This is a genomic window from Pseudomonas sp. SGAir0191 (assembly GCF_002812565.2).
GTDB lineage: Bacteria > Pseudomonadota > Gammaproteobacteria > Pseudomonadales > Pseudomonadaceae > Aquipseudomonas > Aquipseudomonas parafulva_B.
Genome location: NZ_CP025035.2, coordinates 3,574,681 through 3,589,323, shown reverse-complemented (window position 1 = coordinate 3,589,323; position 14,643 = coordinate 3,574,681). Strand labels below are relative to the sequence as shown.

Sequence of the window (14,643 nt, the reverse complement as noted above, 5' to 3'; positions counted from 1 at the left end):
CCGCTCCTGCAGGGGTCCCGTGTCACTCGAGATCGTGTAGCCCTACCTGCGCAGCCACTGTCTTTGCACCGTACTTGAAAGCTACCGAATTGGGTGTAGGAGCGGCCCTTGTGCCGCGATGGGCCGCGTAGCGGCCCTAAACGAACAACATCAAACCGAGTTCTCGAGCTTTTCACACCCAGACTAAGGCTTGAGCAATCGCAGGAATTCCACACCGGCCGGCGCCATCACCTGTTCGGCCCGCGTGATGACGCCGATCTCTCGTATCACGCCCGGATGATCCACCACCACCTTGCTCACTTCGTCACGGCCCTCGTCGGCCGACTCGGGCAACAACGCAACACCCTGGCCCTGGCGCACCAGGGCCAGCACAGTCGACATGTAATTGGCTTCAAGCCCTGCCGCCAGGGGCAGGCGCGCGTCGGCGAACAGCCGCTCGACCAGGTTGCGCACGCTGCTGTCCCGTCCGGTCAGCAGCATGGGGTATGCCGCCGCTTCGGCCAGGGTCACCGCTGTCCGCCTGGCCAAGGGGTGGTCGTGCGGCACGTACAGGCACAGGCGATCTTCGAGCAGGGCCTTGAACGCCAGCCCCTGGGTAGGCCGCGCCTGTACACCCAGGCCGAAATCCACTTCTTGCTCCAGCACCAGCGTATCGATGCGCTGGGCTACCACGTCGCGCAACCGGACCTCGATGCCGGGGAAGCGTTCGCGAAAGCGCTGCACCACGCCTGGCAGCAGCCCCGAGCATAGTGAGGGCAGGGCCGCGATGGTCAGTACGCCCCGACGGGAGGTGGCATGGTCGCGGGCCGCTTCGACGATGTTGTCCAGGTCGAGCAGCAACTTTTCCATCGGCAGCAATGCATGCTGACCGGCAGCGGTCAGGCCAACGTGGCGCGGGCTGCGTTCGAGCAAAGTCACCCCGAGCCAGTCTTCGAGTTGGCGAATCTGCACGGTGAGCGCCGAAGGCGACAGGTTCAAGGCCACGGCCGCTTTGGAAAAGTTGCCGGTTTGTGCCACGGCCAGGAACGCGCGGATGAGCTGGACCGCATTTTTCATTTTGTTTTTCCGAACGTGGCCTGCCGAATATTTCAATTCACAGAGCCTAACGCCGTTGTTATTACTTTTGCAAAACAACAACAGGGCCTTCTCTCGCAATTGCGAACCAGAGGCCGAAGAGGAAACCCCATGCTCGCCACCCTCGGTGTCGCCACTATCCTGTGCATGCTCGTGAGCATCATGAGCAAGCGCATCTCCCCCTTGGTCGCCCTGATTGCCCTGCCCATCATCGCGGCGCTGCTCGGCGGCTTCGGCCTGCAAACCAGCGCCTTCATCATCACCGGCATCAAGAACGTCGCCCCGGTCGTGGGCATGTTCGTCTTTGCCATCTTGTTCTTCGGCATCATGACCGACGCCGGCATGCTCGACCCGATCATCGATCGCATCCTCAAGCGCGTCGGCACACGCCCGACGCGCATCGTCATGGGCACGGCCTTGCTGGCCTTGCTGGTGCATCTGGACGGTTCGGGCGCAGTGACCTTCCTGGTGACCATTCCGGCGATGCTGCCGCTGTACACGCGCCTTGGCATGGACAAGCGCATTCTGGCCTGCGTCACGGCCATGGCGGCCGGGGTCAACTTCCTGCCCTGGACCGGCCCGGTGCTGCGCTCATCGGCAGCGCTGCACGTGCCGGTGGCCGACCTGTTCCAGCCGCTGATTCCGGTGCAGATCGTCGGGCTGATCTTTGTCTTCGCCTGTGCCTACTGGCTTGGGCGCCGCGAAGAACGGCGCCTGGGTCTGGGCCGCGACCAACTCGACGTCACGCCGCATCAGCGTACGCTCACTGACGCCGAGCGCGAGCTGCGCAAGCCCCGCCTGTTCTGGCCCAACCTGCTGCTGACCCTGGTGGTGATGGGGATCATGATCGCAGGGGTGGTGGACCCGGTGGTGATGTTCATGGTCGGCACCGTGCTTGCCTTGTGCCTGAACTACCCCAACGTGGACGCGCAGCGGGCGCGCATCGACGCCCATGCCAAGACCGCCCTGACCATGGCCAGCATTCTTCTGGCCGCTGGGGTCTTCACCGGCATCATGCAAGGCACCGGCATGCTCAAGGCCATGGCCGAGGTGGCGGTGGGGCAGATTCCCGCAGGGCACGGCCAACTGATTCCTGCGGTGGTCGGCTTTCTGTCCATGCCCTTGAGCCTGCTTTTCGACCCGGATTCGTTCTATTTCGGCATCATGCCGGTGGTCGCCGAGGTGGGCAGGGCCTTGGGCGTGGACCCGATGCAAGTGGCCCAGGCTTCGCTTCTGGGTGTGCACACCACGGGCTTTCCGGTCAGCCCACTGACCCCCGCGACCTTCCTGCTGGTCGGCCTGTGCAAGATCGAACTGGCCGATCACCAACGCTTTACCATCCCTTTCCTGTTCGCGGCCTCGGTCCTGATGACCTTGACCGCCCTGGTCATTGGAGTTTTCTAGATGAAAACCATACGCATCGGCGCTGGCGCCGGCTACTCGGGCGACCGCATCGAGCCGGCCATCGAGTTGGCGCAACAGGGCGAACTGGATTACCTGGTGTTCGAGTGCCTGGCCGAGCGCACCATCGCCCTGGCGCAGCAAGCGCGGCTGCTCGACCCGCACGGTGGTTTCGACCCCCTGCTCGGCGAGCGCATGCGCCGCGTGCTGCCCTATGTAGGCACAGGGGCCGACGGCACGCGGCGGCGCCTGCGCATCATCACCAACATGGGGGCGGCCAACCCACTGGGCGCGGCCAGTGAAATCCGCCGCATTGCGGCTGAACTCGGTATGCCTGGTATCAAGGTAGCGGCGCTGACCGGCGACGATGTGCTCGCCACCTTGCAGCAACGGCCCGAACAGACCCTCGACAACGGCGCCACCCTGGCTGAGCTCGGCGACCGGTTGATTTCAGCCAACGCTTATGTGGGCGCAGCAGGCATTGTGCAGGCCTTGCAGGCCGATGCCGACGTTGTGGTTACCGGCCGGGTGGCCGATCCGTCGCTGTTTCTCGCGCCGCAGCTGTTCGAGTTCGGCTGGCGCGAGGACGACTGGACGTTGCTCGGGCGCGGCACCCTGGTTGGGCACCTGCTCGAATGCGCAGGTCAGATCAGTGGCGGCTACTTCGCCGATCCCGGTGTGAAGGAGGTGCCCGACCTCGACCGCCTTGGCTTCCCACTGGCCGAAATCGATGCAACGGGCCATGCGGTGATCAGCAAGGTGGCCGGTTCCGGCGGGCGCATCGATACCGCTACCTGCACCGAGCAACTGCTGTACGAAGTGCATGACCCGGCCGCTTACCTTACGCCCGATGTGACCGCTGATTTCAGCCAGGTGGCGTTTCAGGCCCTGGCCCAGGATGAGGTCCTGGTGCAGGGCGCCGATGGGCGCGCGCGCCCAGAGGCGTTGAAGGTGTCGGTGGGTTTTCTCGACGGTTGGATCGGCGAAGGGCAGATGTCCTATGGCGGCCCTGGTGCAGTAGCCCGCGGGCGCCTGGCCGAAGCCATCGTACGCAAGCGACTGCAACTGACCGGTGTGGCCTGCGACGACATCCGCAGCGAGCTGATTGGCGTCAGTGCCCTGCACGGTGATGACCTGGGCCAGCGCGCCCAGGGCGAACCCTGGGAGGTGCGGCTGCGTGTGGCGGCGCGCTGCGCCTCCAAAAGCGATGCGGTGCGCATCGGCAACGAGGTGGAAACCCTTTATACCAACGGTCCCTATGGCGGCGGTGGGGCGAGCAAGTCGGTGCGTCAGGTGGTGGCGGTGGCTTCGCTGTTGCTGCCCAGGGACGCGGTGACCTTGCAGGTGCATCTGGAGGAGATGGCATGAGTACCCCGACAAAACTGCGGGACATAGCCCACAGCCGTACCGGCGACAAGGGCGACACGTCGAACATCTCGGTCATCGTCTTCGACTCGGCTGACTACCCGCGCCTGTCCCAGTGGCTCACGGTAGAGCGCGTCACGGCCCACTTTGCCGAACTTCTGGACCCGGCAGGGCCCGCCGTTCGCCGGTACGAGTTGGCGCAGCTCGGGGCGTTGAACTTCGTGCTGCCCGGTATCCTGCGCGGTGGTGTGACCCGATCGCTGGCGTTGGATGCCCATGGCAAGGCGCTGGGGGCGGCACTGCTGGACCTCGAACTCTGACGAGGGGGTGGCCAGCGGCGTGCGCGGTGGTCAAACTCGGCCCCCGCGTTACTTACCTTGAGTGGATCAAAAGCTAAGCTGTCACGACTTGATTGACGGTTTCCATGCGGTGTCTGCGACAATGTGTCCAGCACCGCGCCACGCTCAAACTGGCGAGCCAGACACGGCGCCCTGCAGGCAGCCGGCGTGGCGGCTATCATTGACTGAAATCACGCCCCTAAATTTTCATCGCGTTAATGGCAGATGGCCTACGCTGTGCTTTGTCTGGGTTGATTCGCGCCTTATCTGCTCTGTGACAGGGACTCCATGAAGGGACATCGCACTCAAGAAGCGCCCAAGCTACTCGGGCTCACCTGGCCATTCATCGCCGTGGTGGTTTTCCAAGTCGCCCTTGGTAGTCTCAGCCTCTACACGCTTTCTGCCGTGCGTGCCTACGTGGCGGGCGAAAGCTTGTGGTCCAAAGCGCAAAAAGACGCCATCTACTACCTCAACCTGTACGCCACCACCCGCGACGAAGCCACCTATGGCCGCTATCAGCAGGCCATCGTGGTGCCCCAGGGCGATCACCGCGCGCGCAAGCTCATGGATCAGTCGAGTCTGGACCTGGAGGCGGTCCGTCAGGCCGTCCTGCAAGGTGGCAACCACCCTGACGACGTGGAACGTATCATCTGGTTCTACCGTCACTTTCGCACCGTCAGCTACCTGCAGACAGCCATCAATTACTGGGACATCGGCGACGATTACCTGGCCAAGCTGAACGTGCTGGCCGGGGAGATGCACCAGCGCTTCGCCAGCGGGCCGGTCGATGAGCAGGTGATCCGTGCCTGGAAAAGCCGCATTGCCACCATCAACGAGGGGGTGACGCCGGCTGCCAAGGCCTTCAGCGATGCCCTGGGCGAGGGGTCGCGTGTCTTGCTGCGGGTACTGCTGATCACCAACCTGCTGACCGCGATGATCCTGATCACCATCGCCTGGCGGCGCTCCAGCAAACTGCTGGCCCAGCGCCAGGCGTTTGCCAACGCGCTGCAGGAGGAAAAAGAGCGGGCACAGATCACCCTGCAGGCTATTGGTGATGCGGTGATCACCACGGATGTGGAGGGCTTGATCGGCTACATGAACCCGGCGGCCGAGCAACTGACCCACTGGCAGGCCGGCCAGGCGCTGGGCCTGCCGTTGTCTGCACTGTTTACCCTGGTGGACGAGCACGATGTGGACGAGGGCCGCAGCCTGGTGGAACAGGTGCTCAGTGGCAGTTTGAAAGGCGGCGCCGAACATGCGCGGCTGATTCAGCGCCTGGACGGCAGTACGGTGTCGATCAATCTGGTGGGCTCGTCCATTGTCAACGACGGGCAGGTCAATGGCATCGTGCTGGTGCTGCACGACATGACCCAGGAGCGCCAGTACATCGCCAACCTCTCCTGGCAGGCCACGCACGATGCACTGACCGGCCTGGCCAACCGTCGCGAGTTCGAATACCGACTGGAGCAGGCGCTCAATGCGCTGGCGCGCCAGCCTGGGCGGCATTCGCTGATGTTCCTGGACCTGGACCAGTTCAAGCTGGTCAACGATACCTGTGGGCATGCCGCCGGAGACGAGCTGCTTCGGCACATCTGCGCCGTGCTGCAATCGGGCCTGCGTGAAGGCGACACCCTGGCGCGGCTAGGGGGCGATGAGTTTGGCGTGCTGCTTGAGAACTGCCCGTCCGAGCAGGCCGAGCGGATTGCCGAGCAGCTACGCCAGACGGTCCAAAGCCTGCATTTCGTGTGGAAAGGGCGGCCGTTCGTGACCACCGTCAGCATCGGCCTGGTGCATATCGCCCAGGCTCCCGGCACCCTCGAGGCGTCGCTGCGGGCAGCTGACATGGCCTGCTACATGGCCAAGGAAAAGGGGCGCAACCGGGTGCAGGTGTACCACGCCGATGACAGCGAGCTGTCCATTCGTTTTGGCGAGATGGCCTGGATTCAGCGCTTGCACGTGGCCCTGGAAGAGAACCGGTTCTGTCTGTACGCCCAGGAAATCGCGCCGTTGAAGGCCTTCGAGGGGCCTGGCCACATCGAAATCCTGTTGCGCCTGCACGATGAAAGCGGGCGCACCATACTGCCCAATAGCTTCATCCCGGCCGCCGAACGCTATGGGTTGATTACCGCGCTCGATCGCTGGGTGGTGCGCAACGTCTTCATCATCATCCGCCAATGCCTGGATGCAGGCCACCAGGGGCCGCTATCGACCTGCGCCATCAACTTGTCCGGTGCCAGCATCGGCGATGACAAGTTCCTCGAGTACCTGCAGCGCCTGTTCGCCGAATATGCTATTCCTCCGCGCATGATCTGCTTCGAGATCACCGAAACCAGCGCCATTGCCAACCTGGGCAGCGCCATCCGCTTCATCAATGAGCTAAAAGGCCTGGGTTGTCGTTTTTCACTGGATGATTTCTGTGCTGGCATGTCATCGTTCGCCTACCTCAAGCATCTGCCCGTCGACTTTCTCAAGATCGACGGCAGCTTCGTCAAGGACATGCTGGACGACCCGGTCAATCGGGCCATGGTCGAAGTCATCAACCATATCGGCCATGTCATGGGCAAGCGCACGATTGCAGAATTCGTGGAAACACCCATGATCGAGCAAGCGTTACAGGAAATTGGTGTCGATTATGCCCAGGGCTATCTGATCGAGCGGCCCCAGGTATTTACCTGTGACAGTCTGCATCGCCAACGGATTGCCGCCCGGCCTCTGTTGCAGCGGGCACCTGGCACGTTTCGTTAGTTAGCTGGAAATCACAAGGAACAAGGAGTAGACAGTGATTGATGCATTCGTTCGTATCGGGCCATTGATGGACCCGGCCAGTTACCCCAAGTGGGCCCAGCAACTGCTTGCCGATTGCCATGAGAGCAAGCAGCGGGTGGTTGACCATGAGGTGTATCGACGTCTGCGTGACGGCAAGTTGAAGCAAGCGACCATTCGCCAGTACCTGATCGGTGGCTGGCCGGTGGTGGAGCAGTTCTCGTTGTACATGGCCCATAACCTCACCAAAACCCGGTATGGCCGGCACCCAGGCGAGGACATGGCGCGGCGCTGGTTGATGCGCAATATCCGCGTGGAGCTCAACCATGCCGACTACTGGGTGAACTGGGCCCACGCCCACGGCATTCACCTGCACGACCTGCAGGCCCAGGATGTGCCGCCCGAGCTCAATGGCCTCAACGATTGGTGCTGGCGTGTGTGTGCCACGGAAAACCTGGCCATTGCCATGGCCGCCACCAACTACGCCATCGAAGGGGCCACCGGGGAGTGGTCGGCGGTGGTGTGTTCCACCGACACCTACGCGATGGGCTTCCCGGAAGAGCAGCGCAAGCGGGCCATGAAGTGGCTGAAGATGCACGCGCAGTATGACGACACCCACCCGTGGGAGGCGCTTGAGATCATCTGTACGCTGGTAGGCGAGAACCCGAGCATGGCCTTGCGCACTGAGTTGCGCCGAGCCATCTGCAAGAGCTATGACTGCATGTACCTGTTCCTGGAGCGGTGTATGCAGCTTGAAGCCACCCAGCACGAGCGGGCGAGCCCGGCGTTGGCGGCGGGGTGATTGCGCGGCTGTCGTGATGCAGGCCCCGCCCATCGCTGGCACCTCGGCGATGGGCGGGGAGACGAGTGCACATGCACAACGCTGTGTCAGGTAGGCGACCCCATCATTGGGCGTTGAATGCCTGCCCGTTCACATCCTTGCTGTCAGGCCCCATCAAGTAGAGGTAGACCGGCATGATTTGCTCGGGCAGCGGGTTGTCCTGAGGGTTCTCGCTCGGGTAGGCCTGCGCGCGCATGGCCGTACGCGTCGCGCCCGGGTTGATGCTGTTGGAGCGCACCGGCGCCACCCCTTCGAGCTCGTCTGCCAGGGTCTGCATCATGCCTTCGGTGGCGAACTTGGAGATGCCGTAGGCGCCCCAATAAGCGCGGCCCTTGCGCCCGACACTGCTGCTGGTAAACACCACCGAAGCATCTTCGGACTGCTTGAGCAGCGGCAGCAGGGTGCTGGTGAGCATGAAGGTGGCATTGACGTTGATGTGCATGACGCGCATGAAGTTGTCGCCCGACAACTGCTCCATGGGCGTGCGTGGGCCGATGATCGAGGCGTTGTTGAGCAACCCGTCCAGGCGCCCGAACTGTTCCTCGATCATGACCGCCAGCTCGTCGTACTGATGGGCGAGGGCGGTTTCCAGGTTGAACGGGATCACCACAGGCTGGGGGTGCCCGGCCGCTTCGATCTCGTCATAGAGCGCATTCAGGTTCGCTTCGGTCTTGCCGAGCAACAGCACCGTGGCGCCCAGGGCAGCGTAGGCCTTGGCCGCGGCGGCGCCGATGCCGCGCCCGGCACCGGTGACCAGGATGACCCGGCCTTTGAGCAGGTCGGGGCGGGCAGTGTATTCGAACATGTCAGATCCTTAGGCGTTAGCGGTGATCAGCAACCACAGAGGGCGCTGTCGATGACTTTACGCAGGTCCTGCGGGCTGTCCACCACCACATCGGCACCCCAGTTGTTGGGGTTGTCCTCGGGATGGATGTAGCCGAAGCGTACCGCTGCGGTGCGGGTGCCGGCATCGCGGCCGGATTCGATATCGCGCAGATCGTCACCGACGAACAGCACGCTGGCAGGGTCCAGCGCCAAGGTTTTGCAGGCCAGGATGAGCGGCTCGGGGTCGGGCTTGCTGTTCTTTACATGATCCGGGCAGATCAGCAAGGCCGAGCGTTCAGCCAGCCCCAGGCGCTGCATGATCGGCTCGGCGAAGCGCACAGGCTTGTTGGTGACCACGCCCCACAACAGCTTGCCTCGCTCGATGTCCTCCAGCAGCTCGGCCATGCCGTCGAACAGGCAGGTATGCACGGCGCAGTCGCGCTGGTAGCGCTCCAGGAACTCCAGGCGCAAGGCTTCGAAACCTTCGGCCTGCGGGTCCATGGCGAAGGTGGCGGCCACCATGGCGCGCGCACCCCCGGAGATCACGCCCCGAATCAGCGCGTCGTCGACGGCCGGCAGGCCTCGATCGGTGAGCATGGCCTGGCAGATGGCGATGAAGTCGGGCGCCGTGTCCAGCAAGGTGCCGTCCATGTCGAAGAGTACCGCTCGCAGGCGCATGCTTATTCCTCGCGCAGGGTCTGGATCATGTAGTTGACGTCCACATCGCTGCTGAGCTTGTAGTGCTTGGTCAGCGGGTTGTAGGTCAGGCCGATGATGTCCTTGACCTCAAGGCCGGCGACGCGGCTCCAGGCACCCAGCTCGGAGGGGCGGATGAATTTCTTGAAGTCGTGGGTGCCGCGCGGGAGCATCTTGAGGATGTACTCGGCGCCGACGATGGCCAGCAGGTAGGCCTTGGGGTTGCGGTTGATGGTGGAGAAGAACACCTGGCCGCCTGGCTTGACCATGCGGTAGCAGGCGCGGATCACCGATGAGGGGTCAGGCACGTGCTCGAGCATCTCAAGACAGGTGACCACGTCGAAGGCACCGGGCATTTCTTCGGCCAGGGCCTCGGCCGTGACCTGACGGTATTCGACCTCCACACCCGATTCCAGCTGATGCAGGCGGGCAACGGCCAGGGGCGCCTCGCCCATGTCGATGCCGGTCACCGAAGCGCCGCGCAGGGCCATGGCTTCGCTGAGGATGCCGCCGCCGCAACCCACGTCCAGCACGTTCTTGCCAGCAAGGTGGGCGCGCTCGTCGATCCAGTTGACGCGCAGCGGGTTGATATCGTGCAGCGGCTTGAACTCGCTCTCGCGGTCCCACCAGCGGTGGGCCAGCGCTTCGAATTTGGCGATTTCAGCGCGGTCGACGTTGCTCATTGAACAGTCCTCAGAAACGTGGGAATCAGCTTCACGTGGCAAGCTGCAAGGTGCATGACATACAGACGGTAGCGTTGGCCCAAGCGTTCGCACGGCGTCAGGCTTGTCTTGTCAGACGCCATGAGCCTTTTGCCCGCAGAGCTTGCGGCAGCTTTCTGTGCGTGGCCTGGCAGGCCCACGCCAGAGAGCGGGCGTTGGTGGTGCTTCGGCCAGCGGCTCTGTGCCCAACCTTGCTTGTGCTGCCGGGTGTCTGCGGCGCGCAGCTTGCGCTCGAAAAGGCCGAAGTATACCCGAGCGCTCAGGGCGCCGGGTCGCTATAATCGCCGGCTTTTGATACGCGAACGACGGGGAGAGGTGATGCGCGAGCAACTTTTGGCGGCCGAGAAGGTGACCGGAATCCGCTGGCAGGGCGGCGTTCTGCATCTGCTCGACCAGCGCCTGCTGCCATCCCAGGAGCACTGGCTGGCCTGCGACACTGTCGCGCAGGTGGCCACCGCCATTCGCGACATGGCCGTGCGTGGCGCATCGGCCATCGGCATTGTGGCGGCGTATGGGCTGGTACTGGCCGCCGAGGAGCGCCTGGCCGAAGGGGGCGACTGGGAGATGGACCTTGAAGAGGATTTCATGCTCCTGGCCGAGGCGCGCCCTACCGCAGCCAACCTGTTCTGGGCCCTGAACCGCATGCGCGAGCGCCTGCAACGCCTGCGTCCCGGCGAAGATGTGCTGGGTGCGCTGGAAGCCGAGGCGCTGGCCATTCACGAAAGCGATCGCGAGGCCAATCTGACCATGGCCCAACACGGCACCGAGCTGATCCGTCGGCACCAGGGCAATGCCCAGACGCTGCTGACCTATGGCAATGCCGGGGCCTTGGCCAGCGGCGGTTTCGGAACGGCGCTGGGTGTGATTCGCGCAGGCTTTCTGGAAGGGATGGTGGAGCGGGTCTACGCCGGGGAAACTCGCCCGTGGCTGCAGGGTTCGCGGCTCACGGCCTGGGAGCTGGCCAACGAAGGCCTGCCGGTCACCCTGTGCGCCGATTCGGCCCTGGCGCACCTGATGAAGACCAAGGGCATCACTTGGGTCGTCGTCGGCGCTGATTGCATCGCTGCCAATGGAGATGTGGCCAGCAAGATCGGTACCTACCAACTGGCGGTCAGCGCCATGCACCATGGGGTGCGCTTCATGGTCGTGGCCCCGAGCAGCAGTATCGACCTGAACCTGGAAACGGGCGACGACATCCCGCTTGAAGAGCGCGAACCGGATGAACTGCTCGACTATGCCGGCACTCGGGTGGCGCCGCAGGTGGAGGTGTTCAACCCGGTCTTCGACGTGACCCCGGCGGACCTGATCGATGTGATCGTGACCGAGCGCGGCATCATCGAACGCCCGGATACGGCCAAGCTGGCGCAGATGATGTGCCGCAAGCGTTTGCACTGAAGGGCGACACAGCAGTTGCGTTGCGCTCGACTGCCGGACGTGGCCCTCGGCAGGCGTTTTTCCATGCCTGGGCGCCCCTGCCGGGCACGCTGTCGAAAGCGGGCCTGGTGGTGCTCGCGGCTACCTTGCACCACGGCGCGGGCCCCTCGGCCTGGGCATGAATTCGCGGCCCGGCTGGCCGCTTGCCGCATCTCCCACTACCCCTGCCGTTGTGGTAATATCCGGCAGTTTCCAAGACCCCGCTGTGCGGCGGTCTTCATTGCGCAGATCCATGGCACAACTCATTGATTTGTCGTAAGTCGTCGCGGGCGAGTGCACTGCGGCGGCGAGCTTCGTTCGGCCCTTGATGGCGCTGCGAAGTTTCACCAGAAAAAGGAATCAGGCTTCTCATGGGCGAACTGGCCAAAGAAATCCTCCCGGTCAATATCGAAGACGAACTGAGACAGTCTTACCTCGACTACGCGATGAGCGTGATTGTCGGGCGAGCGCTGCCCGATGCGCGTGACGGCTTGAAGCCCGTGCATCGCCGCGTTCTCTTTGCGATGAGCGAACTGGGCAACGACTGGAACAAGCCGTACAAGAAATCCGCCCGTGTGGTCGGTGACGTGATCGGTAAGTACCACCCGCACGGCGACACTGCGGTCTACGACACCATCGTGCGTATGGCCCAGCCCTTCTCGCTGCGCTACCTGCTGGTCGACGGCCAGGGCAACTTCGGTTCGGTGGACGGCGACAACGCCGCGGCCATGCGATACACCGAAGTGCGCATGGCCAAGCTGGCGCATGAGCTGCTGGCCGACCTGCACAAGGAAACCGTCGACTGGGTGCCCAACTACGACGGCACCGAGCAGATCCCGGCGGTCATGCCGACGCGTATTCCCAACCTGCTGGTCAACGGTTCCAGCGGCATCGCCGTGGGCATGGCCACCAACATTCCGCCGCACAACCTGGGCGAAGTCATCGATGGCTGCCTGGCGCTGATCGATAACCCGGACGTCACCATCGATGAGCTGATGCAGCACATCCCCGGTCCTGACTTCCCTACCGCCGGCCTGATCAACGGCCGCCAGGGCATTATCGAGGCCTACCGCACCGGCCGTGGCCGCATCTACATGCGTGCCCGCTCCCAGGTCGAAGACATCGACAAGGTGGGCGGTCGCCAGCAGATCGTCGTGACCGAGCTGCCGTACCAGTTGAACAAGGCGCGTCTGATCGAGAAGATCGCCGAACTGGTCAAAGAGAAGAAGATCGAGGGCATCACCGAGCTGCGCGACGAGTCCGACAAGGACGGCATGCGCATCGTCATCGAGCTGCGTCGCGGCGAGGTGCCGGAGGTGGTGCTCAACAACCTGTACTCGCAGACCCAGCTGCAGAGCGTGTTCGGCATCAACGTCGTCGCCCTGGTCGATGGCCGTCCGCGGCTGCTCAACCTCAAGGACCTGCTCGAAGCCTTCGTGCGCCACCGCCGCGAAGTGGTCACCCGGCGCACCGTGTTCGAACTGCGCAAGGCGCGTGAGCGCGGCCACATCCTTGAAGGCCAGGCGGTTGCGCTGTCCAACATCGACCCGGTCATCGCGATGATCAAGGCCTCGCCCACGCCGTCCGAGGCCAAGGAAGCCCTGGTGTCCACCGCCTGGGAATCGAGTGCCGTGCAGGTCATGGTCGAACGTGCCGGCGCCGAGTCGTGCCGCCCGGCCGACCTGCCTGAACAGTATGGCCTGCGCGACGGCAAGTACTACCTCTCGCCGGAACAGGCCCAGGCCATCCTTGACCTGCGGCTGCACCGCCTGACTGGCCTGGAGCACGAGAAGCTGCTGGCCGAGTACCAGGAAATCCTGGAACAGATCGGTGAGCTGATCCGCATTCTCAACAGCGCCGAGCGCCTGATGGAAGTCATCCGCGAAGAGCTCGAAGCGATTCGCGCCGAGTACGGCGATGCCCGTCGCACCGAAATCCTCAATGCCAGCCACGACCTCAACTACGGCGACATGATCCCGGAAGAAGAGCGTGTGGTGACCATTTCCCATGGCGGGTATGCCAAGACCCAGCCATTGTCCGCCTACCAGGCCCAGCGCCGTGGCGGCAAGGGCAAGTCGGCCACCGGCGTGAAGGACGAGGACTACATCGAGCACCTGTTGGTCGCCAACAGCCACGCTACCCTGCTGCTGTTCTCCAGCAAGGGCAAGGTGTACTGGAAGAAGACCTACGAAATCCCCGAGGCGTCCCGCGCTGCCCGTGGTCGCCCGCTGGTCAACCTGCTGCCGCTGGAAGAGGGTGAGCGCATCACCGCCATGTTGCAGGTCGATCTTGAAGCCTTGCAGCAGAACGCCGACCTCGAAGAAGAACTCGAAGACGCCGATGACACCGTGCTCGAAGGCGAGCTGGTCGAAGTGGAGGAAGTGGACGAGGAAGAAGGCGACACCCCCGAGTGGGCGGCAGAGCCTACCGGCGCTTACATCTTCATGGCCACCGCCTCCGGCACCGTCAAGAAGACGCCGCTGGTCCAGTTCGCCCGTCCTCGCTCCAACGGCCTGATCGCCCTGAAGCTCAAGGAAGGCGACACCCTGATCGCGGCGGCCATCACCGATGGCGCCAAGGAAGTCATGATGTTCTCCGACGCCGGCAAGGTCATCCGCTTTGCCGAGAGCGTGGTGCGCGAAATGGGCCGTACCGCCCGTGGCGTGCGCGGCATGAAGCTGGGCAAGGGCCAGCAGATCATTTCGATGCTGATCCCGGAGTCCGGCGCGCAGATCCTCACCGCGTCCGAGCGTGGCTATGGCAAGCGTACCCCGCTGTCCAAGTTCCCCCGTCGCGGCCGTGGCGGCCAGGGCGTGATCGCCATGGGTACCAAGGGGCGCAACGGTTTGCTGATCGGCGCCATCCAGGTGCAGGAAGGTGAGGAAATCATGCTGATTTCCGATCAAGGCACATTGGTGCGTACCCGGGTCGGCGAGGTGTCCAGCCTGAGCCGTAACACCCAGGGCGTGACGCTGATCAAGCTGGCCTCCGACGAGACGCTGGTGGGCCTTGAGCGTATCCAGGAGCCGTCCGAGGAAGAGCTCGATGCGCTTATCGAGCTGGACGAGGAGGGCGTGGAGGCCCAGGCCCCTGACGAGCAAGATGCGGCGGGCGCCGAAGAGGCCCCGCAAGAGTAAGTGCGCTGAACCCGAACGGGGCGACCAAGGTCGCCCCGTTTGACTGATCAAGCCAGGCATTTGGCCTG

General features: G+C 63.7%; 11 protein-coding genes. 7 read left to right on the top strand and 4 right to left on the bottom strand.

Features of this window, described 5'->3' with window-relative positions; all coding sequences use genetic code 11:
- Positions 1 to 183: 183 nt before the first annotated feature.
- Complete coding sequence (locus tag CWR53_RS16020) at positions 184 to 1,056, bottom strand: LysR family transcriptional regulator (RefSeq protein ID WP_100852033.1); 873 nt, start codon at positions 1,054 to 1,056, stop codon at positions 184 to 186.
- A 129-nt stretch (positions 1,057 to 1,185) separates the two neighbouring features.
- Here CWR53_RS16020 and CWR53_RS16015 point away from each other — a divergent pair, with 129 nt between their 5' ends.
- The 5 genes from CWR53_RS16015 to CWR53_RS15995 all read left to right on the top strand — a co-directional run bounded on the left by CWR53_RS16015 (position 1,186) and on the right by CWR53_RS15995 (position 7,743).
- Positions 1,186 to 2,478, top strand: a complete 1,293-nt coding sequence (locus tag CWR53_RS16015) for a CitMHS family transporter (protein WP_058637572.1) — start codon at positions 1,186 to 1,188, stop codon at positions 2,476 to 2,478.
- Positions 2,479 to 3,843 carry an acyclic terpene utilization AtuA family protein gene (locus CWR53_RS16010; protein ID WP_100852032.1) on the top strand — a complete coding sequence of 455 codons (1,365 nt, stop codon included), beginning with the start codon at positions 2,479 to 2,481 and terminating at the stop codon, positions 3,841 to 3,843.
- A complete protein-coding gene (locus CWR53_RS16005) occupies positions 3,840 to 4,160 on the top strand; it encodes a hypothetical protein (RefSeq protein WP_100852031.1) in 321 nt (106 codons plus the stop codon). Before CWR53_RS16010 ends, CWR53_RS16005 begins: the two co-directional genes overlap by 4 nt.
- A gap of 306 nt (positions 4,161 to 4,466) precedes the next feature.
- Positions 4,467 to 6,923, top strand: a complete 2,457-nt coding sequence (locus CWR53_RS16000; protein ID WP_058605613.1) for an EAL domain-containing protein — start codon at positions 4,467 to 4,469, stop codon at positions 6,921 to 6,923.
- A gap of 34 nt (positions 6,924 to 6,957) precedes the next feature.
- Positions 6,958 to 7,743, top strand: coding sequence for a TenA family transcriptional regulator (locus CWR53_RS15995; RefSeq protein ID WP_058605612.1), 786 nt, complete (start codon positions 6,958 to 6,960; stop codon positions 7,741 to 7,743).
- A gap of 103 nt (positions 7,744 to 7,846) precedes the next feature.
- Here CWR53_RS15995 and CWR53_RS15990 read toward each other — a convergent pair whose 3' ends face one another.
- From CWR53_RS15990 to ubiG, 3 genes are read right to left on the bottom strand one after another with little or no spacing between them, the layout of a single operon-like run.
- A complete protein-coding gene (locus tag CWR53_RS15990) occupies positions 7,847 to 8,587 on the bottom strand; it encodes a YciK family oxidoreductase (RefSeq protein ID WP_023533782.1) in 741 nt (246 codons plus the stop codon).
- A 26-nt stretch (positions 8,588 to 8,613) separates the two neighbouring features.
- Positions 8,614 to 9,285, bottom strand: a complete 672-nt coding sequence (mupP, locus tag CWR53_RS15985) for an N-acetylmuramic acid 6-phosphate phosphatase MupP (protein ID WP_100852030.1) — start codon at positions 9,283 to 9,285, stop codon at positions 8,614 to 8,616.
- A 2-nt stretch (positions 9,286 to 9,287) separates the two neighbouring features.
- A complete protein-coding gene (gene ubiG, locus CWR53_RS15980; RefSeq protein WP_058605610.1) occupies positions 9,288 to 9,986 on the bottom strand; it encodes a bifunctional 2-polyprenyl-6-hydroxyphenol methylase/3-demethylubiquinol 3-O-methyltransferase UbiG in 699 nt (232 codons plus the stop codon).
- A 357-nt stretch (positions 9,987 to 10,343) separates the two neighbouring features.
- Here ubiG and mtnA point away from each other — a divergent pair, with 357 nt between their 5' ends.
- Positions 10,344 to 11,420, top strand: a complete 1,077-nt coding sequence (mtnA, locus tag CWR53_RS15975; RefSeq protein WP_058605609.1) for an S-methyl-5-thioribose-1-phosphate isomerase — start codon at positions 10,344 to 10,346, stop codon at positions 11,418 to 11,420.
- A gap of 389 nt (positions 11,421 to 11,809) precedes the next feature.
- Positions 11,810 to 14,575, top strand: a complete 2,766-nt coding sequence (gene gyrA, locus CWR53_RS15970) for a DNA gyrase subunit A (RefSeq protein WP_058605608.1) — start codon at positions 11,810 to 11,812, stop codon at positions 14,573 to 14,575.
- The last annotated feature ends 68 nt before the right edge of the window (positions 14,576 to 14,643 follow it).

What these genes read in the sequence shown, in the direction of transcription:
- ubiG (WP_058605610.1), bottom strand. Translation starts at nt 9,986, where the DNA reads ATGAGCAACGTCGACCGCGCTGAAATCGCCAAATTCGAAGCGCTGGCC.
- CWR53_RS16000 (WP_058605613.1), top strand. Translation starts at nt 4,467, where the DNA reads ATGAAGGGACATCGCACTCAAGAAGCGCCCAAGCTACTCGGGCTCACC.
- CWR53_RS16010 (WP_100852032.1), top strand. Translation starts at nt 2,479, where the DNA reads ATGAAAACCATACGCATCGGCGCTGGCGCCGGCTACTCGGGCGACCGC.
- CWR53_RS16005 (WP_100852031.1), top strand. Translation starts at nt 3,840, where the DNA reads ATGAGTACCCCGACAAAACTGCGGGACATAGCCCACAGCCGTACCGGC.
- CWR53_RS16015 (WP_058637572.1), top strand. Translation starts at nt 1,186, where the DNA reads ATGCTCGCCACCCTCGGTGTCGCCACTATCCTGTGCATGCTCGTGAGC.
- CWR53_RS15990 (WP_023533782.1), bottom strand. Translation starts at nt 8,587, where the DNA reads ATGTTCGAATACACTGCCCGCCCCGACCTGCTCAAAGGCCGGGTCATC.
- gyrA (WP_058605608.1), top strand. Translation starts at nt 11,810, where the DNA reads ATGGGCGAACTGGCCAAAGAAATCCTCCCGGTCAATATCGAAGACGAA.
- CWR53_RS16020 (WP_100852033.1), bottom strand. Translation starts at nt 1,056, where the DNA reads ATGAAAAATGCGGTCCAGCTCATCCGCGCGTTCCTGGCCGTGGCACAA.
- mtnA (WP_058605609.1), top strand. Translation starts at nt 10,344, where the DNA reads ATGCGCGAGCAACTTTTGGCGGCCGAGAAGGTGACCGGAATCCGCTGG.
- mupP (WP_100852030.1), bottom strand. Translation starts at nt 9,285, where the DNA reads ATGCGCCTGCGAGCGGTACTCTTCGACATGGACGGCACCTTGCTGGAC.